Source organism: Paracoccus sp. PAR01, assembly GCF_014851995.1.
Lineage (GTDB): Bacteria > Pseudomonadota > Alphaproteobacteria > Rhodobacterales > Rhodobacteraceae > Paracoccus > Paracoccus litorisediminis.
Map to the genome: position 1 here is coordinate 109,275 of NZ_JACVAW010000004.1, position 18,259 is coordinate 127,533.

An 18,259-nucleotide genomic window follows, 5' to 3' on the forward strand; every position below is an offset into this window, starting at 1 on the left:
TTTCCCGCAATCCGCCCGGAGGTATCCGATGTTCGCCGATTACAGCTGGGGCGAGCTCCTGTCGATCTTTGCCATGCAGGGCTTTGCCGGTCTTATCCTATTCTCGGTTTTCGTGCTGATGGCGCTGGGGCTGGCGATCATCTTTGGCCAGATGGGCGTCATCAACATGGCGCATGGCGAATTCATGATCCTGGGCGCCTATGTGACCTATCTGGTCTCGCGCCTGTTCGAGACCTACCTGCCGTCCTTGTTCGGCATCTATTTCTTCGTCGCCATGGCGCTGGCCTTTGTCGTCGCGGGGGCGCTGGGGATGTTGGTCGAATGGGCGCTGATCCGCAGGCTTTACAAGCGCCCGCTGGACACGCTGCTGGCGACATGGGGCCTGTCCCTGATCCTGCAACAGATTTTCCGCAGCGTTTTTGGCGCGCGCGAGGTCGGCGTCACCATCCCGCAATGGATGATGGGCTCGCTGCCTTTGACCGACATGATCGAGGTTCCGATCAACGGGCTGTTCGTCATGGCGCTGGCCATGGGGATTTCGTTGGCGATCTATCTGCTGATGTTCCGGTCGCGCTGGGGGCTGCAGGTGCGCGCCGTGGTCGCGAACCGGGTGATGGCGGATGCGGTGGGCATCAATACCGGGCGCACCGACCGGCTGACCTTCGGCATCGGCTGCGGGGTCGCGGGAGTCGCCGGGGCGGCATTCACCATGATCGGCTCGACCGGGCCGACCTCGGGGCAGCTTTACATCGTGGACACGTTCCTTGTCGTCGTCTTTGGCGGCGCGGGCAGTCTGATCGGCACCATCGCCTCGGCCTTCTCGATCAGCCAGGCGCAAAGCTTCCTTGAATTCTTCCTGTCCGGCTCGATGGCCAAGGTCCTGACCCTGCTGGGCGTGGTCGGCATCCTGATGGTCCGGCCGCAAGGCCTGTTCGCCCTGAAACTGCGCAAATGAAAGGCCAGCCATGAGTGATTTTCCTGCAATGGCACCCGGCCGCGAGACCGGCTTCCTGAACCGGACCGAGATGCTGGGCGCGGCCGCGCTGGCGCTTGTGATCTTTGTCCTGCTGCCCTTGGCGCTGGACCCGTTCCGGCTGAACCTGTTCGGCAAATACCTGACCTATGCCTTTGTCGCGGTCGGCCTTGTGCTGTGCTGGGGCGCGGGCGGCATCCTGAGCCTGGGGCAGGGCGTGTTCTTTGGCCTTGGCGGCTATGCGCTGGCCATGTTCCTGAAGCTGGAGGCATCCACCCCCGAGGCCACCGCGATCCAGTCCACCCCCGGCATCCCGGATTTCATGGACTGGAACCAGATCACCGCGCTGCCCGGCTGGTGGCAGCCCTTCCATTCGCTGGGCTTCACCATCTTCGCGGTGGTGGCGGTGCCGGTGATCTTTGCCTTCATCATCGGCACGGCCATGTTCCGCCGCCGGGTGGGCGGGGTCTATTTCTCGATCATCACCCAGGCCATCGCGGCGATCCTGACGATCCTGATCATCGGCCAGCAGGGTTATACCGGCGGCGTCAACGGCATCACCGACCTGCGCACGCTGAAGGGCTGGGACATCCGCACGGATGAGGCCAAGACCGCGCTGTACTTCTTTAACGGAGTGCTGCTTTTCGCCTGCCTCGCGCTGGCGCAATTCGTCCGCCGGTCCAAGCTGGGCCGCATCCTGATCGCCATGCGCGACCGCGAGGATCGGGTGCGCTTTTCGGGCTACGATGTCGCCTCGTTCAAGATCTTTGTCTTCTGCCTTGGCGCGGCTTTTGCGGCCATAGGCGGGGCGATGTTCACCCTGCAGGTGGGCTTCATGTCGCCCAGCTTCGTCGGCATCGTCCCCTCGATCGAGATGGTGATCTTTTGTGCGGTCGGCGGGCGCAATTCGATCCTTGGCGCGGTCTGGGGCACGCTGCTGGTCAACTGGGCCAAGACCACCTTTTCCGAAGGCTTTCCCGAGCTTTGGCAATTCGGCATGGGCGCGCTGTTCATCGCCGTGGTGCTGGTCTTTCCCGACGGGCTGGCCGGGCTGTGGAAGAGCCATGTCGAGCCGCTGTTCGGGCGGCTGAAACCCCGCACCTCTGCCCCGCAACCCGCTGAATGAGGCCGGACATGACGGAAACCAAGGACAGCTTCATCCTGACGGTCGAGGACCTGACCGTCTCCTTCGACGGGTTCAAGGCGGTGAACGGCCTGAACCTGTATGTCGAACCCAACGAATGCCGGGTGATCATCGGCCCGAATGGCGCGGGCAAGACCACGGTGCTGGACCTGATCTGCGGACGCACCCGCGCCACCGGCGGCTCGGTCCGGTTCAAGGGCCATGAGCTGCTGAAAATGCGCGAGGACCAGATCGTCCATGCCGGGGTCGGGCGCAAGTTCCAGAACCCCTCGGTCTATGAAGACCTGACCGTGTTCGAGAATTTGGAAATCTCGTATCCGCGCGGCTATTCGGTCTTTGGCGCGCTGGCCTTCCGCCGCGATCAGGCGGTGCGCGACCGCATCAACGAAATCGCCGAGACCATCTTCCTGAAAGACCACTTGCAGGAAAAGGCCGCCTATCTGAGCCACGGCCAGAAACAGTGGCTGGAAATCGGGATGCTGCTGATTCAGGACCCGGAACTGCTGATGCTGGACGAACCCGTCGCCGGCATGTCGGTGGCGGAACGGGTCAAGACGGCCGAGTTGCTGAACCGGATCATCGCCGACCGCTCGGTCATCGTGATCGAACACGACATGAAATTCGTCGAGGACATCGCGACCCGCGTCACCGTGCTGCATCAGGGCAAGCTGCTGGCCGAGGGCTCGATGGCCCATGTCCAGGCCGATCCCAAGGTCATCGAAGTCTATCTGGGCCATTAAGGGGGCATGAATGCTTGATATTGCGGAACTCCGTTCAGCTTACGGCGAAAGCGAGATCCTGCATGGCATGTCCATGCAGATCCCCAAGGGCCAGATCGTCGCCATCATGGGCCGCAACGGCATGGGCAAGACCACGCTGATGAAGACCCTGATGGGCATCGTGCCCACCAAGGCGGGCAGCGTCCGTGTGGATGACAAGGATGTCACGGCGTTGAAGCCGCATGAGCGCGTCGCCTCGGGCATCGCCTATGTGCCGCAGGGGCGGATGATCTTTTCCGCGATGACGGTGCAGGAAAATGTCGAAACCGGCCTCACCGTCACCGGCGAAAAATCCGTCCCGCCCGACATCTATGAGCTGTTCCCGGTGCTGCTTGAGATGAAGAACCGCCGCGGCGGCAACCTGTCCGGCGGGCAGCAGCAGCAATTGGCAATCGCACGGGCCTTGGCTTCGAAGCCCAAGGCCCTGCTGCTGGATGAGCCGACCGAGGGTATCCAGCCCTCGATCATCCGCGAAATGGCCCGCACCCTGCGCCGCATCCGCGATGAACGGGGCCTGACCATCATCGTGTCCGAACAGGTGCTGAGCTTTGCCCTGGATGTCGCCGACCGCGTGATGGTCATCGAAAACGGCGAGATCGTCCATGACGCGCCCCGCGACGGCATCGACGAGGCCCGCATCGCCCGCTTCCTTTCAGTCTGACAGCCAAGAGGAGATTTGAATTGGCCGATACCCTGATTTCCGTGGACCTTTCCGAAAGCCCGCTGACGAACGAAAAGATCCACAACCGCTGGCATCCCGACATCCCGATCGCCGTCTGGGTCGAACCCGGCGATGAGTTCAAGATCGAGTGCTATGACTGGACCGGCGGCCAGATCAAGAACAACGACGACGCCTCGGATGTGCGCGATGTGGAACTGGAGCAGGTCCATTACCTGTCCGGTCCCATCGGCATCAAGGGCGCCGAGCCGGGCGACCTGCTGGTGGTCGAGATCCTCGACATCGGCGCCAAGGAAGAGATGCAATGGGGCTTCAACGGCTTCTTCTCCAAGCAGAATGGCGGCGGCTTCCTGACCGAACACTTCCCCGAGGCGCAGAAGTCGATCTGGGATTTCCACGGCATGTTCACCAAGTCGCGCCATGTGCCGGGCGTGAAATATGCGGGTCTGATCCATCCCGGCCTGATCGGCTGCCTGCCCGACCGCAAGATGCTGGACATGTGGAACAGTCGCGAGAAGGACCTGTTCGACACCGATCCGACCCGCGTGCCGGGGCTGGCGAACCTGCCCACCACCAAGGCCGCCCATATGGGCGCGATGAAGGGCGAGGCCCGCGAAAAAGCCGCCGCCGAGGGCGCGCGCACCGTTCCCCCGCGCGAACATGGCGGGAATTGCGACATCAAGGACCTGTCGCGGGGCTCGACCATCTATTTCCCGGTCTATGTCCCCGGCGCGGGGCTTTCGATGGGCGACCTGCATTTCAGCCAGGGCGACGGCGAGATCACCTTCTGCGGCGCGATCGAGATGGCCGGCTGGCTGCATCTGAAGGTCAGCCTGATCAAGGACGGCATGCAGAAATACGCCATCAAGAACCCGATCTTCAAACCCTCGCCCATTGTTCCGAAATATGACGACTACCTGATCTTCGAGGGGATTTCCGTCGATGAGGGCGGCAAGCAGCATTATCTGGACGTGCAGATCGCCTATCGTCAGGCCTGCCTTAACGCCATCGAATATCTGAAGAAATTCGGCTATTCCGGGGCGCAGGGCTACGCGATCCTGGGGACTGCGCCGGTGCAGGGGCATATCTCGGGCGTGGTCGACGTGCCCAATGCCTGCGCGACGCTGTGGCTGCCGACCGACATCTTCGATTTCGATCTGAAGCCGAATGTGAATGGGCCGGTCAAGATGCTGGACGGCTCGGTCGATATTCCGCTGGCTCCCGATCTGTAAGCCTGACGGCCGGGGGACGCCCCCGGCCCCACCACCGTTGGAGGCTGGATATGCCCACCTATGACTATATCTGCATCGATTGCGGGTCGTTTCAGGCCCATGCCGCAATGGCCGATTTCGAGAAGCCGCATTCCTGCCCGTGGTGCAGCGCGCCTGCCCGCCGCGCCATGCTCAGCGCGCCGCTGCTGGCGAATATGGATGCCGGGCGTCGCCATGCGCATGTTACGAATGAGCGCAGCGCCGACAGCCCCCGCCGCTCGCACGGGGCGGGCTGTTCCTGCTGTTCGGGCGCTGCCAAGAAGAAGCCCACCGGCACGCTGCACCGGCCCGACGGCTCAAAAAGCTTCCCTGCGAAACGGCCGTGGATGATTTCGCATTAGTCGCGATCTGGCGAGGGGTGATCCCCTTGCCAGCGTCCATCCTGCGGAAACAAATTCAACCATAGCGGGAGCCACGCGTTATATTCGGCGTCTCGTCCCGCTTTTGTCACAGCCAATCCGTTTCGTGGCATCGAAGCGGATTTTTCTTTCATTATGCTTGACTTGTCGTATCTTTCGCCTCGCTCACGGATAGATTCTTTTGATTGAGGCTAGTTTTGCGCAACTTTTCCGGCGCCGCATTCGCGGCCCTTGCATTTCTGGGATGCAGCTTATCCGCGAGTGCCGATGACTGGTCAGGCTGTCATGCCGGGGTCAATCTGGGCGCGGCGCGGGCCAAGTCCACGGTGACGGATATGCTCTATGATCAGGGTCCCTATGCCGGGGCTGCGGCGTGGAACGGGGTTGGGGAAAGCGTAACGGCGGATGGCACTGATGCTGCGGTCGGGATGTCGCTGGGCTGTGACCGGCAGGTCGCGCCGATGGGCGAAGGGGCCTTGGTCATAGGTGGCGTTCTGGACATTGCCGCGCTGAATACCGGGGGCAGCGCCGCTTTTGGCGGGGCAGGGCACGACACCGTCGCGGCGTTTGAGGTGAACTCGGCTGCCAGCCTGCGGTTTCGGGCGGGCTACGCGCAGCAGGATCGGTTTTACTACCTGACCGGCGGCGTCACGCGCGGGGATATCGATGTCTCGGCGCGCGACCATGGGGGTCCGGCGCTGATGCAGGTCTCGGGCGGGGGCGGTAAGTCGGGCTGGGTGATCGGCGCGGGCGTCGAATGGCGGGTCGCCGAGAACCGCACGCTGGATGCCAACCTGCTGCATTACGATTTCGGCACCCTGACCGCGACCGGAGAGGCGCGCGACCCCGCCGGGGCATTCCCGCGCTTTGAACATGACGTCACCGTCGACATGCTGCGCATCGGCCTGAACTGGCGGTTCTGACATTCATGTCCGACAGCAGCGCGGCATTGGCCGACAGCAATACCGGTGATCGGCAAGGCCCGCTGATCACCTTTTCCGCGGGCTTTGCCGATTGGCTGGACGCGCATCGGGTGGCGCTGGCGCTGACCACCTATCAGGCCGGGCGGTTGTTCTTTGTCGGACGCAAGCCCGATGGCGGCATTCGCGCACATGAACGGCTGATCGAGAATTGTCAGGGCCTGTGGACCGACGGGCAGACGCTGTGGACCAGCAGCGCCTTTATGCTGTGGCGGTTCCAGAATGCGCTGGCCGAAAGCGAGGTCACTGCATCCGGGGCAGATCGCAAATTCGTCCCGGTCGAGGGGCGGGTGACCGGCGCGATCGACTGCCATGACATCGCCATGGGCGAGGTCGATGGCGCCCCGCGCCCAATTTTCGTCAATACGCTGTGCAACTGCCTTGCGACGTTCAGCGACACCCACAGCTTTCGCCCGCTGTGGATGCCGCGCTTTATCAGCGCGCTGGTGGCCGAGGATCGCTGCCATCTGAACGGCCTGGCGATGGAGGGCACGCGCCCGGCCTGGGTCACGGCGGCGGGGCGCGCGGATATGGCGGACGGCTGGCGCGATCAGCGCCAATCGGGCGGGGTGCTGATCGACGTCGCCAGCGGCGAGATCGCCGCCTCGGGGTTGTCGATGCCGCATTCGCCGCGGCTGCATGACGGCAAGCTTTGGCTGCTGAATTCGGGCAGTGGCGAATTCGGCCATGTCGATCCCAAGGACGGGACATTCACGCCGCTGTGCTTCTGTCCGGGCTTTGCGCGCGGGCTGTCCTTTGTCGGCCAATACGCGGTGATCGGCCTGTCCCTGCCGCGGTACGGCGGCAGCTTTTCAGGGTTGGCACTGGACCAGATGCTGGTCGGGAAATCCACGGTGCCACGCTGCGGTCTGCTGATCGTCAACCTGCACACCGGCGTGGCCGAGCATTGGCTGCGCTTCACCCATACCATCACCGAGCTTTACGACGTCGCCGTCTTGCCCCGGACCCGCACCGCCGAGGCGGTCGGTTTCCGCAATGACGAGATTCTGCGCGAGATCCGCTGCCAGCCGCATGACATTCCCCTGACCGGCCACACCCCCATTCGAACCGAGGACATCCGATGAGCATTTTCAAACAAGGCCTGGTGCTGGCGACGGCGGGTAATCCAATGGATGTCGCGATTGCCGATGTGGATGGCGACGGCCATCTGGATGTGCTGACGGCCGGTTTCAGCGGTGTGAACGTCTGGCTGGGCAGCGGGGACGGCAGCATGACCCCTGCTCCGTTGGTGCCGACACCGGTAAGCTACAGGATCGTGACCGGGGATCTGGACGGGGACGGGGATATCGACTTCCTGACCACAAATGGAAGCAATGACGGCGTCACCGTTGGCCTGAACTCAGGCGACGGAACCTTCACCACCAGCCGTGTCGGGGTGGGCAGCGAGCCGCGCGGGCTTGGTCTTGCGGATCTGGACGAGGACGGAGATCTGGATTTCGTCTCGGCCAACTTTTATGGCGGCAGCCTGTCGGTGATGCTGGGGAATGGGGATGGCACCTTTAGCCCGGCTGCAGGCGGGGATATCTCGGACGGTCCGGACCGGCCTGTCGAGACGACGATCGCCGATTTCAACGGCGATGGCCATATGGATCTGGCAGTAACCGACCAGAGTGCGCGCAACGTGGTGATCCTTTTCGGTCATGGCGACGCAAGCTTCGATGCCCCTGTCCCAGTCGGCACGAGCACACTCTCGAACGCGATCACATCGGGTGATATCGACGGCGACGGCGATATTGACCTGATCGTCGGGCAATATGGCACAGTGATGGTTTCGGTGCTCAGAAATGACGGCACAGGTCAGTTCAGCACGGACCTCACCATCGCCGGGTCTGTAAACAATTCCTATGACGCCGCGCTTGGCGATCTGGATGGCGACGGCGATCTGGACATGGTGGTGACGGATGCCGGCTCCAACTTTATAAACGTCCTGTTCAACGATGGCGCGGGCAACTTTGCCCTGGAGACGGGATCGACCATTGCCGTCGGCACCTCGCCCACCGGAGTATCGCTGGGGGATTTCGACGAGGACGGCGACCTGGACATCGCGACCGCGAATCTAAATTCGAACAGCTCGCACGTCCTGATCAACACCATGGCGACCTATTCCGTCGGCGCGACCTCTGATCTTGAGGAACAGGCTGGTGGCGCGGGGGGTGAGCTGGTCTTCACCATCACCCGCACCGCCACATCCGAGGCCGAGGTGGTGAGTTTCGCCTTGGGCGGCACCGCGACTGCGGGTTCGGATTACACCGCCCCCGGCAGCCTGACTGCCAGCTTTGCCGCCGGTGAGAACACGGTCGTCATCCGCATTCCGATTTCGCCGGACACCCGGATCGAGAATGACGAAACCGTCACCCTGACCCTGACAGGCACCAGCGGCGAGGGAAGGATCTCGACTGGCGCAGGTGCCGCGACCGCGCTGATCATCACCAATGAGCTGCCGAACGTCGCCCCCTCGGGCACTGATCGGACGATCACCGTGATCGAGGATGGCAGCCGCACCATTGGCGTGGCCGATTTTGGATTTTCCGATAGCGAAGGTCACAACCTGTCCGCGGTCAGGATCTCGACCGTGCCCGCGGCCGGGCAACTGCTGCTGAATGGCGTCGCGGTGACCGCTGGGCAGATGGTTTCTGCCAGCGACATCGCGACGGGGGGGCTGGTCTATCATCCCGCCGCGAATGGCCACGGCAACGGCTATGCGTCCTTTACCTTTCAGGTGCGCGACGATGGTGGGACGCAGATCGGTGGCACCGATATGGACCAGACCCCGAACAGCCTGACGATCAACGTGACGCCGGTGAACGACGCGCCGGTGCTGACCGGGGACCTGCGGGCCACCGTGGCCGAAGGCGGGCACTATGTCCTGACCGGCGCGGATATCGGCTTCAGCGATCCCGATGATAGCGCATCGGGCGTGGTGTTCCGTGTTTCGGGGGAAAGCAATGGCGTTCTGCGCGTGGGTGGCGCGGTGGCCAGCAGCTTTACCGCCGCCGATATCACGGCGGGCCGGGTCAGCTTCACCCATAACGGGTCCGAGACCGGCGCGGCCCAATTCCGGGTGTTGGTCGAGGATGGGAATGAGGACGGATCAGCACCGACCCAGCAGACCTTCACCCTTGCGGTAACGCCGGTGAACGACGCGCCGGTGCTGACCGGCGATCTGCGTGCCACCGTGGCCGAAGGCGGGCACTATGTCCTGACCGGCGCGGATATCGGCTTCAGCGATCCCGATGATAGCGCATCGGGCGTGGTGTTCCGGGTCTCGGGGGAAAGCAATGGCGTGCTGCGCGTGGGTGGCGCGGTGGCCAGCAGCTTTACCGCCGCCGATATCACGGCGGGCCGGGTCAGCTTTACCCATAACGGGTCCGAGAGCAACGCGGCCCAATTCCGGGTGCTGGTCGAGGATGGGAATGAGGACGGATCAGCCCCGACGGCCCGCACCTTCAACCTAGGTGTGACCCCGGTGAATGACGCGCCCAGCCTTGCGATAACGCCGCTGGTTTCGACATTGGCCGAGAATGCGCCGACCACGACGGCGATCCGGGTGGCGAACCTGACGATCTCGGACATTGATGGCGGGACGAACCACCTGACGCTGACCGGGGCGGATGCGGGGCTGTTCGAGATCAGGTCGGGCGCGGTCTGGCTTAGGGCCGGGGCGGTTCTGGACTTTGAGTCCAACCCGACGCTGGACGTGACCCTGCGCCTTGACGATCCGACCATCGGCAGCGGGGCCGAGGATAGCGAAAGCCTGCGGATCAACCTGAGCGATGTCGTCGAGGGCCTTATCGGCACGCCCGGACGTGACCACCTGATCGGAACTGGCGTGGCCGAGACCCTGTCCGGTCGCGGTGGCGATGACACCCTGTCGGGCGGTGCGGGTCAGGACACGCTGATCGGCGGGGCGGGCGTCGACCTGCTGCGCGGTGGGGCCGGGGCGGATACCTTCGTCTTTGCCCTGCGGGATTCGGCCTCGGGCTATTCCGGCTATATCAGCAACAACACGCTGAACCCGCTGTCAGGGGCGGGACAGCGCGACATCATCCTTGATTTCACCCATGGTCAGGACCGGATCGACCTGTCCGGCATCGACACCGACCCGAGCCGGGCGGGGGATCAGGCGTTCGTCTGGGGGGGCAGCGGGAATTTCTCGGACAGCCGGGCCTCGGTGGTCTATCGCCAGTTCGATATGGCCGCGTCGGCGAATGACCGGACCATCATCTATGGCGATACCGACCATGACGGACGCGCCGATTTCCAGATCGAGCTTGCCGGGCTGGTCACGGTGACGCGGGATGATTTCGACCTTTAGCGCGGCGGGGGCTGCGCGCCCCCGCAAAGCTGCCGGACCTATTCCGCGACTTTGACCCAGCCGCCGCTGCGCTCACTTTCCGTGATCGCATCCAGCACCCGCATCGAGCGGATCGCATCCTCGACACCCCAAGGCAGCCCGCCCTGACCCAGCGCCGCCAGCGCAAAGGCCTCGGCCATGTCGGTATACTGGTCCGAGCGCGGCAGGATCTCGCGCCGGGCCAGCGCGCCGTCGAAGCTTTCGCCCTTGTCGATCAGGATGGCGGTCGGGGCGTTTGCGGGCGCGTTGAAGGGGATCACGATCTCGACCCGGCCCTTGGTGCCGACGATCTCCAGCGACTGGCCGGGGACAAGCTGGGTGGAAACCGTAAAGACCAGCTGCCGCCCCGCCCCGAAATCGGCAATGACGCTGGCCAGACGGTCGGTGCCGAAGGTCTGGTCGCGCTCGACCAGTGACACCACCCGCTGCGGCTCGGCACCAAAGAAATAGCGCCCGGCGGTGACCGGGTAGCAGCCGATATCCAGAATGCCGCCGCCGCCGATCCCGGCCTGATTGCGGACATTGGCCGGGTCGTCGTTGAAATAGGTGAACAGCGCGCGGACGACGCGCACCTCTCCCAACTCTCCGGAAGCGACGATTTCCAGGGCGCGCTGCCATTGGCGATGGAAGCGGACCATGAAGGCCTCAAGGATCAGCCGGTCCTGACGCGCGCCGCGCAGCTGGGTGGCCTCATCCGCGGTGATGGCGATGGGCTTTTCGCACAGGACATGCTTGCCCGCGGCATTGGCCGCCAAGGTCATGGGCACATGCAGGTGATTGGGCAGCGGGTTGTAGATCGCGTCCACTTCCGGGTCGGCCAGCAGATCCTCATACGAGCCATAGGCGCGTTCGATCCCCAGCCGGTCGGCGGCGGCGCGGGCATTGGCCGCGCTGCGCGAGGCAATGGCCACGACCTGAGAATGGGGCGATTTCATGATCGCGGGGATCACCTTGGTCAGGCCGATATTGGCGGTGGAAAGCACGCCCCAGCGGATCTTGCGGTCGGTCATGTTCGGCCCTCATGTGCGAATGCCCTGCAGGGCGCGGATGCGGTCCAGCGCGATGATGCTTCGGCACCCAAGCCACGAAGGAAGGGCGACGCGAATGGACATGGATTGGTAATCGCCGGACGGGCCGTCGGCAAGTCCATGTATTCGGTCGCAGAAATGCAACGCAAACCCTGTCGCAATGCCCGCACCAAGGTCGGGCAATGCAACAGGCAGCCGACGGGAAAGCCGCCGTGAGCGGCGCTTTCGCTGATTTTTCCGCCGGGGCCGCTTAGTTGATGCTGGCCTTGATCTTGTCCGCCGCCTCGGCCGAGACCCATTTGCCCCAGATTTCGGGATGTTTCTTCAGGAATTCCTCGGCGACCTCGCTGGAATCCTGCTTGTTTTCGGCCATCTGCGCTACGCTGGCATTGATCATATCCAGCGGGAATTCGGCCTTGGCAAGAATATCGACCACTTCGGGGGCGGCGGCGTGGAAGTCCTTGTTGAAGGCATAGATGACCTCGACTGGGGGAAAGGCGCAGCCGGCGTCGCGTTTGCCGTCCTCTTGGGTCAGCTGGCTCCACCAATCCTGATTGAAGGCGGGCTCCTCCAGCTGGACGACATCGAACTTGCCCATGACGGCGGTGGGCGACCAGTAATAGAACAGGATCGGCTGGCCCTGCATGATCTTTGACGTGATCTCGGCGTCCAGCGCGGTCCCGGTGCCGGGGCGGAAGTTCACATAGCTGGCGTCCAGCTTGTAAGCCTCAAGCTTGGCGGTGCTGACGCCCTCGCAGGTCCAGCCCGACGGGCAGTTCAGGAAGCGGCCCTTGCTGGGCTCCTCGGGGTCCGCGAACAGCTTGACGATCTCGGGATCGGCCAGTTGGGCGACGGATTTCAGGTTCGGGGCCAAGGGCGCGATCCCGCGCGCCGCGTCGCCTTTCACCAGATAGGCGGGAATGAACCAGCCTTCGCCCGCGCCGGTAAAGGGATGGCCGACGGGAATGGTCTTGCCCGCTTCCATGGCCTTGGCCAGAACCTCGCTGCGGCCGATCCAGTCTTCGGCAAAGATCTGGACCTCGCCATTCGCGGTCGCCATTTCCAGCGTGATCGTGTTTCCGGGGATGGAATCGGTCTTGCAGTCATAGCCATCGGCCAGAATGCGCGAGACGACATCCTTGATGAATGCGCCGCTTTCCCAGTCGACCCCGGCAAAGGTGATGGTCTTGCCATCCTTGCACCATGCGATGTCCGAGGCCTGTGCTGGCGCGCCCAGCAGCAGCCCAAGCGTCGCCATTGCGGCGGTCAGCGTCAGCTTGTCATTGGTCATGTCTTTAGCTCCCTGTTATGGATCTTGTTTCCAGTTCCTGTCGCCAGCATCCGCCCGCGTTGCATCGCGGGTCATCTGGATCATGCGCTGGCAGGACAGGTTCGTGCAGGTGGCGCAGGCACCGCTGGCCCGCCGATGAACGGCGGGCTGGATCGGCGGGCCGCCGACAGGTTCATGCGGCGCGGGCTGCAAGGTCATGCGGCGACGCTGCGGCCGTAAAAGCCGATCTGCTCCTTCGCGGTCATATTGACGCCGGGGCGGTCGAAGAAGGAGAAAATCGCAACCATGCGCTCGGTCGGGCCTTTGACCTGCGAGACGCGGTGCAGCGTGTCGACGCCGCGAAAGACGTTCAGCGCGCCGGGGACCAGCTTGATCTTGCGCACCTCGGGGTCTTCGCCGCGCAGCACCGCCGCGACGCCCGCGTAGTTCGGATTGTCGGCGCTGCGCAGATCCTTGCGGTATTCCAGCTCACCGCCGATTTCCGAGGCTTGCAGCAGGATGGTGGTGGTGAATTCGGAACGGTCGAAATGCCAGTTCAGCGCCTCGCCGTCGCGGCTGGCCTGAATATTCACGCGGGCCATCGGGTCCTGCATGCAATACAGCGCGTCCTTGCCCATGGTGGCGGCCAGAAACGCGGCGAAGGGCGCCCAGTCGTAAAGATCCAGCACCGGGTTGCCCGCGATCTGGTCGGCGCAAAGCGTGTGGTTGACGGTCTCGACCTTGCTCAGGACCGGATCGTCGTCGGAAAGCCCATCGACGCTGTCGCGGAAATAGACGTTATGCGATCGCGCATGGCGGTGGCTTTCGGTGGCCATCGCCGGAGCGGCTGCTGCGGCGGCGTCGACCGTCGCCTTGGGGCGCAGGAAGCCGGGCAGATCGAACATGCCGTCGGCAGCAAGGCGGGCCTTGCAGCGCGCGACCAGAGCCGCATAGGCGGCAGTGTCCGGCTTGTCCAAGGGGTAGGTGTCGAGGTCAAGAAGGTGGTGCATCATCGGTCTCCACTTTGGCTGACCTCAGATAAGCGCAGTGGGGGTCCTTCCGGCAACGCGGCAAAATATTGGCCTGACCTAGAAAAACTTAATGCGCGGCATGCACGTCCACGGCCGTGCACCGCGCCTTTCCCGCGTGCTTGGCCAAGGTTGTGCAGGGTGTCCCAAGCCTAGCTGACCGCGCGTCCGCGCAGCCATTCGATCAGTGGCAGAAGATGTCTTTTTTGCTGTTTTACACGGGGATAGGCCAGACAATACGACCGGCCCAGCGGGATGGTCAGGTCGGATATGCGGACCAGTTTTCCGGCCTCGACATCGTCATGAATCATCAGGCGCTGACCCAGTGCGACGCCCAGCCCTTCGCGCGCAAGGTCAAGCAGAACCGCCGAGCTGTGCACAAGAAAACCTTTGGTCAGGACGGGTTGAGGCAGGTTTGCGTGCGAATGCCATTTTTGCCAGCTTGGCTGGGTTCCAAAGCTGGGCCCCCAGCTGGTATGCAGCAGGTCCGCATCCGGAACGGCGGCCATGCCATGGGTTCCGATTTCGGGATGGCGCGCCAGATAATCGGGGCTGCAGACCGGGACCAGCACGTCCTGCGGCAGGTTCACCAGTTCAAGTTCCGGGTAATGCGTGCCGTCATAGGCCAGCCGCAGGTCGATGTTATGGCGGGCAAAGTCGACCGGATCGGGCTCGACCCGCAGGTCGAAGCGGAAATCGGGATGGGCATGGCAATATTCCGCGATCCTGCGGGTCAGCCATTTTTCGGTCACGGATTCGATCGCGCTGATCACCAGTCGCGCCCGTGATCGCTGCAGCAGATGCTCCTCGGTCGTGTCCGAGATGATCTGCAGCCCCGAGGCCGCGCTTTCAAAGAAAGAATGCCCGGCATCGGTCAGGGTGACGCGGTTGTTCTGGCGGGTGAACACCGTCTTGCCCAGATAGTCTTCCAGCTTCTTGACATGCTGGCTGATCGCGGCAGCCGAGACGCCGATTTCCTCGGCCGCCGCAGTGAAGCTGCCGGTGCGGGCGGCGGCCTCGAATGCCCTGAGCGAGTTCAGCGGCGGAAGGGTCAGCGGCATGTTCGGTCACCTGCATCTGGAAGGCGCGGAGAGACCCGCGCCTTGCCATGTTCTTCACCTTTGCGCCTTTCACAAGGGCGCGGCAGGGTTACGCCGGAACCGGCTCGGGCTGCAGCGACGGCTGGCGCAGCATTTCCGCCACCGCCTGAATCAGCGAGTTCAACGGGCGGTCATCGGCATAGACCGGGGCAATCCGGCGGACATGGCGATAGGTCCGCGCGATTGCCGGGCTGGCGGGCGCTCCGGTGGTCAGGTCGACCGCCTGCGCCGCGCAGATCAGCTCGATCGCGAACAGCAGCTCCAGATTGTCCAGCAGTCGGTGCAGCTTTTCGGCGGCCGAGGTCGGATGGGGCAGGATGTCCTCTTGCAGGGCCGAGGTGATGCCGCCGTCAAGGCTGGCGGGCGCGGCCAGCCTGCGGTTTTCGGCAACCAGCCCCGCGGCGGTGTATTGCGCGATCATCATGCCCGATTGCAGCCCGCTGTCGCGCGCCAGAAACGCGGGCAGGCCGCTGACCAGCGGGTTCACCAGCCGGTCGGTGCGCCGTTCCGAGATCATGCCCAGTTGCGCCGCAGCAATGGCCATCTGGTCCAGCGCGATGGCCAGCGAATTGCCCATGGCATGGGCGGTCGAATAGACCTTGGGCGCGTCCGGCGTGCCGCCGACGGTGGGATTGTCGCTGGCGCTGTGCAATTCGCGGGTGATGATCTCGGCCGCCTGCCGCATCGCCGCGCGCACCGCGCCATGGACATGGGGGACGGCGCGCAGGCTCATCGGGTCCTGGGTCCGGTCGGGCAGGATCGCGGGGCGATGATTGCCAAGCGCATCGCGCATATTGCCTGCGACCTGCCACATTTCCGGGGCTTGCCGCAGATGCATGGCGGTGTCGTCAAAGGGCGCGGCCTGCTGGCCAAGGACCGAATAGGTCATGGCGGCACTGGCATCCGCCCAGTCGCAAAGCGAGGCCAGCCGGTCCAGCGCCAGACAGGCGAGCCCGGTCGAGCAGGGCGTGCCATTGACCAGCGACAGCCCCTCTTTCGCGGCCAGCGTCAGGGGCTGCAGCCCGGCACGGGCCAGTGCGTCGCGCGCGGACATCGTCTTGCCATCGCACAGGGCCATGCCCTCTCCGATCAGCAACAGGCCGATCTGCGCGCCATAGGTCAGATAGCCGACCGAGCCGCGCGCTGGGATCAGCGGCATCACACCCGCATTCAGCAGCGCGACAAGGTGATCGACCACGACCGGCCGGATGCCGGAATATCCCAGCGCAAACAGATTCACCTGCGCGGCCATGACGGCGCGGGCCTCGGTCGCGGACAGGGGCGCGCCGACACCGCAGGCATGGCTGAACAGGATATTGCGCGACAGTTGCGCCTGCTCGGGGTGGTCGATCAGCACATCGCACAGGGCACCCACGCCGGTATTGATGCCATAGCCGCGAATGCCCCGGTCGATCAGCGCATCGACGATGCCACGCGCGGTGGCGATCCGGCCCTGCGCCGCATCCGACAGGGACAGGGTCGCGCCATGGGCCACGGCGGCGATCTGGGCGGCGGTCAGCGGCTGGTCTAAACGAACCGGATCACGCATGGACGGCGGTCCTGCCCTGAACGAAACGCGCAACATAGTCGTTTGCCGGATTGGCCAGGATGTCATTGGGCGTGCCGACCTGCACCAGCTCGCCATCCTTCAGGATCGCAATGCGCGAGCCGATGCGCAGCGCCTCGTCCAGATCATGGGTGATGAAGACGATGGTCTTGGCCAGATCGCGCTGCAATTGCAGCAGCTGGTCCTGCATGTCCGAGCGGATCAGCGGGTCGAGCGCGCTGAAGGCCTCGTCCATCAGGATCACGTCGGTATCGGCGGCCAGCGCCCGCGCCAGTCCGACGCGCTGCTTCATGCCCCCCGAAAGCTGGTCGGGATAGCGATGTTCATAGCCCGACAGCCCGACCTTGGCGATCCATTCCATGCCGATCGCCTCGGCCTGCTTGCGGGCCGTCCCGCGCGAGATCTGGCCGTAGATGACGTTTTGCAGGACCGTCTTGTGCGGGGCCAGCGCGAAGCTTTGGAACACCATGCTGATGCGGTTGGTGCGAAAGGCGCGCAGCTCTTTTCGGCCCAAGGTCAGGACATTGGTGTTGTCAAAGAAGATCTCGCCGGCGCTGGGTTCGATCAGCCGGTTGAGATGGCGCACCAGCGTCGATTTCCCCGACCCCGACAGGCCCATGATGACAAAGATCTCGCCCGCCGGGATGTCCAGCGTGATGTTGCGCAGACCCACGCCGCAGCCGGTCCGCTCAAGGATCTCGGCCTTGCTCAGCCCCTGTTCGACCAGCGCGATCGCCTTGTCCGCGCCTGCGCCAAAGATCTTGGAGACGCCGCGAATTTGGATGCCAGACATGCTCATTTGAACCTCCGGGGCTTGCCGAAGCCCTGCGTGATGCGATCCAGCACGATCGCAAGGATGACGATGCCGATACCTGCTTCCAGCCCCTTGCCCACATCCAGCGTCTGGATGCCGTTCAGGACGGTTTCGCCCAGACCCCGCGCCCCGATCATCGAGGCGACGACCACCATCGACAGCGCCATCATGATCGTCTGGTTCAGGCCCGCCATGATGGTCGGCATGGCTAGGGGCAGTTCGGTCCCGAACAGGATGCGCATCGGGCTGCCGCCAAAGGCGGTCGAGGCCTCGACCACCTCATGGTCGACTTGGCGGATGCCCAGATCGGTCAGACGGATCAGCGGCGGCACGGCATAGATGATCGTGGCCAGCACCGCCGGAACCTTGCCCAGCCCGAACAGCATCAGTGCCGGGATCAGATAGACAAAGCTGGGCATGGTCTGCATCACGTCCAGAACCGGCAGGATGATCCGCTGCACCGAGCGGAACTTGGCGGCAAGGATGCCCAGCGGGATGCCGATGACCACTGAAATCAGCGTGGCCATGGTCATCAGCGCCAGCGTCTGCATGGTCTGGTCCCACAGGCCCAGCATGCCCACGACCAGCAGCATGACGCCGACGCCGATGGTCAGGACGACGCGTCGCGTGCCCAGCCATGCCAGCACCATGAAGGCGATGATGACGACCCACCAGGGCGTCCCGCGCAGCACGCCCTCGATCAGCAGCAGCACCTGCAGGATGGCGTCCGAAATCGCCCGAAAGGTGCTGCCATAGTTCGTGACCAGCATGTCGACGAAATGGTTGATCGGCTTTCGGATCGAGAAGTTGAGCGATTCAGGGAACAAGGGACCGACCTCGATGAAAAGACTGTTGCGGACGGCCCGCCTGATGACAGGCCGCCCAGACGGTG

General features: G+C 63.9%; 17 protein-coding genes. 9 read left to right on the plus strand and 8 right to left on the minus strand.

Features of this window, described 5'->3' with window-relative positions:
- Positions 1-28 precede the first annotated feature (28 nt).
- The 9 genes from urtB (at position 29) to IB235_RS09445 (ending at position 10,521) form a co-directional block, all read left to right on the plus strand.
- On the plus strand, positions 29-955 hold the full coding sequence (urtB, locus tag IB235_RS09405) for an urea ABC transporter permease subunit UrtB (protein WP_155039458.1): 927 nt from the start codon (positions 29-31) through the stop codon (positions 953-955).
- Between the two features lie 10 nt (positions 956-965).
- Positions 966-2,099 carry an urea ABC transporter permease subunit UrtC gene (urtC, locus tag IB235_RS09410; protein WP_225612138.1) on the plus strand — a complete coding sequence of 378 codons (1,134 nt, stop codon included), beginning with the start codon at positions 966-968 and terminating at the stop codon, positions 2,097-2,099.
- 8 nt (positions 2,100-2,107) lie between these two features.
- Positions 2,108-2,857 carry an urea ABC transporter ATP-binding protein UrtD gene (urtD, locus tag IB235_RS09415; RefSeq protein WP_155039459.1) on the plus strand — a complete coding sequence of 250 codons (750 nt, stop codon included), beginning with the start codon at positions 2,108-2,110 and terminating at the stop codon, positions 2,855-2,857.
- 10 nt (positions 2,858-2,867) lie between these two features.
- Positions 2,868-3,557, plus strand: a complete 690-nt coding sequence (gene urtE, locus IB235_RS09420) for an urea ABC transporter ATP-binding subunit UrtE (RefSeq protein WP_192336496.1) — start codon at positions 2,868-2,870, stop codon at positions 3,555-3,557.
- 20 nt (positions 3,558-3,577) lie between these two features.
- The gene (gene fmdA, locus IB235_RS09425) at positions 3,578-4,807 is read left to right on the plus strand and encodes a formamidase (RefSeq protein WP_155039461.1); all 1,230 of its coding nucleotides are present in this window, start codon (positions 3,578-3,580) and stop codon (positions 4,805-4,807) included.
- A gap of 50 nt (positions 4,808-4,857) precedes the next feature.
- Entirely contained in the window at positions 4,858-5,187 is a 330-nt protein-coding gene (locus IB235_RS09430; protein WP_192336497.1) for an FmdB family zinc ribbon protein, read from the plus strand.
- Between the two features lie 203 nt (positions 5,188-5,390).
- Positions 5,391-6,128, plus strand: a complete 738-nt coding sequence (locus tag IB235_RS09435) for an outer membrane protein (RefSeq protein ID WP_192336498.1) — start codon at positions 5,391-5,393, stop codon at positions 6,126-6,128.
- Positions 6,129-6,133: 5 nt separating this feature from the next.
- Complete coding sequence (locus IB235_RS09440; RefSeq protein ID WP_192336499.1) at positions 6,134-7,270, plus strand: TIGR03032 family protein; 1,137 nt, start codon at positions 6,134-6,136, stop codon at positions 7,268-7,270.
- Entirely contained in the window at positions 7,267-10,521 is a 3,255-nt protein-coding gene (locus IB235_RS09445) for an FG-GAP-like repeat-containing protein (protein WP_192336500.1), read from the plus strand. The genes IB235_RS09440 and IB235_RS09445 overlap by 4 nt, the downstream gene beginning before the upstream one ends.
- 38 nt (positions 10,522-10,559) lie before the next feature.
- On the opposite strand, the gene IB235_RS09450 is transcribed toward IB235_RS09445, so the two are convergent.
- The 8 genes from IB235_RS09450 to IB235_RS09485 all read right to left on the minus strand — a co-directional run bounded on the left by IB235_RS09450 (position 10,560) and on the right by IB235_RS09485 (position 18,194).
- On the minus strand, positions 10,560-11,570 hold the full coding sequence (locus IB235_RS09450) for a Gfo/Idh/MocA family protein (RefSeq protein WP_192336501.1): 1,011 nt from the start codon (positions 11,568-11,570) through the stop codon (positions 10,560-10,562).
- Positions 11,571-11,838: 268 nt separating this feature from the next.
- Positions 11,839-12,879, minus strand: coding sequence for an ABC transporter substrate-binding protein (locus IB235_RS09455; protein WP_192336502.1), 1,041 nt, complete (start codon positions 12,877-12,879; stop codon positions 11,839-11,841).
- Between the two features lie 15 nt (positions 12,880-12,894).
- Positions 12,895-13,077 carry a hypothetical protein gene (locus IB235_RS09460; RefSeq protein ID WP_170297650.1) on the minus strand — a complete coding sequence of 61 codons (183 nt, stop codon included), beginning with the start codon at positions 13,075-13,077 and terminating at the stop codon, positions 12,895-12,897.
- Entirely contained in the window at positions 13,074-13,868 is a 795-nt protein-coding gene (locus tag IB235_RS09465) for a 2OG-Fe(II) oxygenase (RefSeq protein WP_192336503.1), read from the minus strand. The genes IB235_RS09460 and IB235_RS09465 overlap by 4 nt, the downstream gene beginning before the upstream one ends.
- Positions 13,869-14,038: 170 nt before the next feature.
- Positions 14,039-14,947: a LysR substrate-binding domain-containing protein gene (locus IB235_RS09470; RefSeq protein ID WP_192336504.1), complete on the minus strand. Its 909-nt coding sequence runs from the start codon at positions 14,945-14,947 to the stop codon at positions 14,039-14,041.
- A gap of 88 nt (positions 14,948-15,035) precedes the next feature.
- Complete coding sequence (gene hutH / locus IB235_RS09475) at positions 15,036-16,535, minus strand: histidine ammonia-lyase (protein WP_192336505.1); 1,500 nt, start codon at positions 16,533-16,535, stop codon at positions 15,036-15,038.
- Positions 16,528-17,352, minus strand: a complete 825-nt coding sequence (locus IB235_RS09480; protein ID WP_225612139.1) for a glycine betaine/L-proline ABC transporter ATP-binding protein — start codon at positions 17,350-17,352, stop codon at positions 16,528-16,530. Before IB235_RS09480 ends, hutH begins: the two co-directional genes overlap by 8 nt.
- Positions 17,349-18,194 (minus strand): proline/glycine betaine ABC transporter permease, encoded by an 846-nt coding sequence (locus IB235_RS09485; protein WP_192336506.1) that lies wholly within the window; start codon positions 18,192-18,194, stop codon positions 17,349-17,351. Before IB235_RS09485 ends, IB235_RS09480 begins: the two co-directional genes overlap by 4 nt.
- Positions 18,195-18,259 lie beyond the last annotated feature (65 nt).

What these genes read in the sequence shown, in the direction of transcription:
- urtB (WP_155039458.1), top strand. Translation starts at nt 29, where the DNA reads ATGTTCGCCGATTACAGCTGGGGCGAGCTCCTGTCGATCTTTGCCATG.
- urtC (WP_225612138.1), top strand. Translation starts at nt 966, where the DNA reads ATGAGTGATTTTCCTGCAATGGCACCCGGCCGCGAGACCGGCTTCCTG.
- urtD (WP_155039459.1), top strand. Translation starts at nt 2,108, where the DNA reads ATGACGGAAACCAAGGACAGCTTCATCCTGACGGTCGAGGACCTGACC.
- urtE (WP_192336496.1), top strand. Translation starts at nt 2,868, where the DNA reads ATGCTTGATATTGCGGAACTCCGTTCAGCTTACGGCGAAAGCGAGATC.
- IB235_RS09430 (WP_192336497.1), top strand. Translation starts at nt 4,858, where the DNA reads ATGCCCACCTATGACTATATCTGCATCGATTGCGGGTCGTTTCAGGCC.
- IB235_RS09440 (WP_192336499.1), top strand. Translation starts at nt 6,134, where the DNA reads ATGTCCGACAGCAGCGCGGCATTGGCCGACAGCAATACCGGTGATCGG.
- IB235_RS09445 (WP_192336500.1), top strand. Translation starts at nt 7,267, where the DNA reads ATGAGCATTTTCAAACAAGGCCTGGTGCTGGCGACGGCGGGTAATCCA.
- IB235_RS09450 (WP_192336501.1), bottom strand. Translation starts at nt 11,570, where the DNA reads ATGACCGACCGCAAGATCCGCTGGGGCGTGCTTTCCACCGCCAATATC.
- IB235_RS09455 (WP_192336502.1), bottom strand. Translation starts at nt 12,879, where the DNA reads ATGACCAATGACAAGCTGACGCTGACCGCCGCAATGGCGACGCTTGGG.
- IB235_RS09460 (WP_170297650.1), bottom strand. Translation starts at nt 13,077, where the DNA reads ATGACCTTGCAGCCCGCGCCGCATGAACCTGTCGGCGGCCCGCCGATC.
- IB235_RS09465 (WP_192336503.1), bottom strand. Translation starts at nt 13,868, where the DNA reads ATGCACCACCTTCTTGACCTCGACACCTACCCCTTGGACAAGCCGGAC.
- IB235_RS09470 (WP_192336504.1), bottom strand. Translation starts at nt 14,947, where the DNA reads ATGCCGCTGACCCTTCCGCCGCTGAACTCGCTCAGGGCATTCGAGGCC.
- hutH (WP_192336505.1), bottom strand. Translation starts at nt 16,535, where the DNA reads ATGCGTGATCCGGTTCGTTTAGACCAGCCGCTGACCGCCGCCCAGATC.
- IB235_RS09480 (WP_225612139.1), bottom strand. Translation starts at nt 17,352, where the DNA reads ATGAGCATGTCTGGCATCCAAATTCGCGGCGTCTCCAAGATCTTTGGC.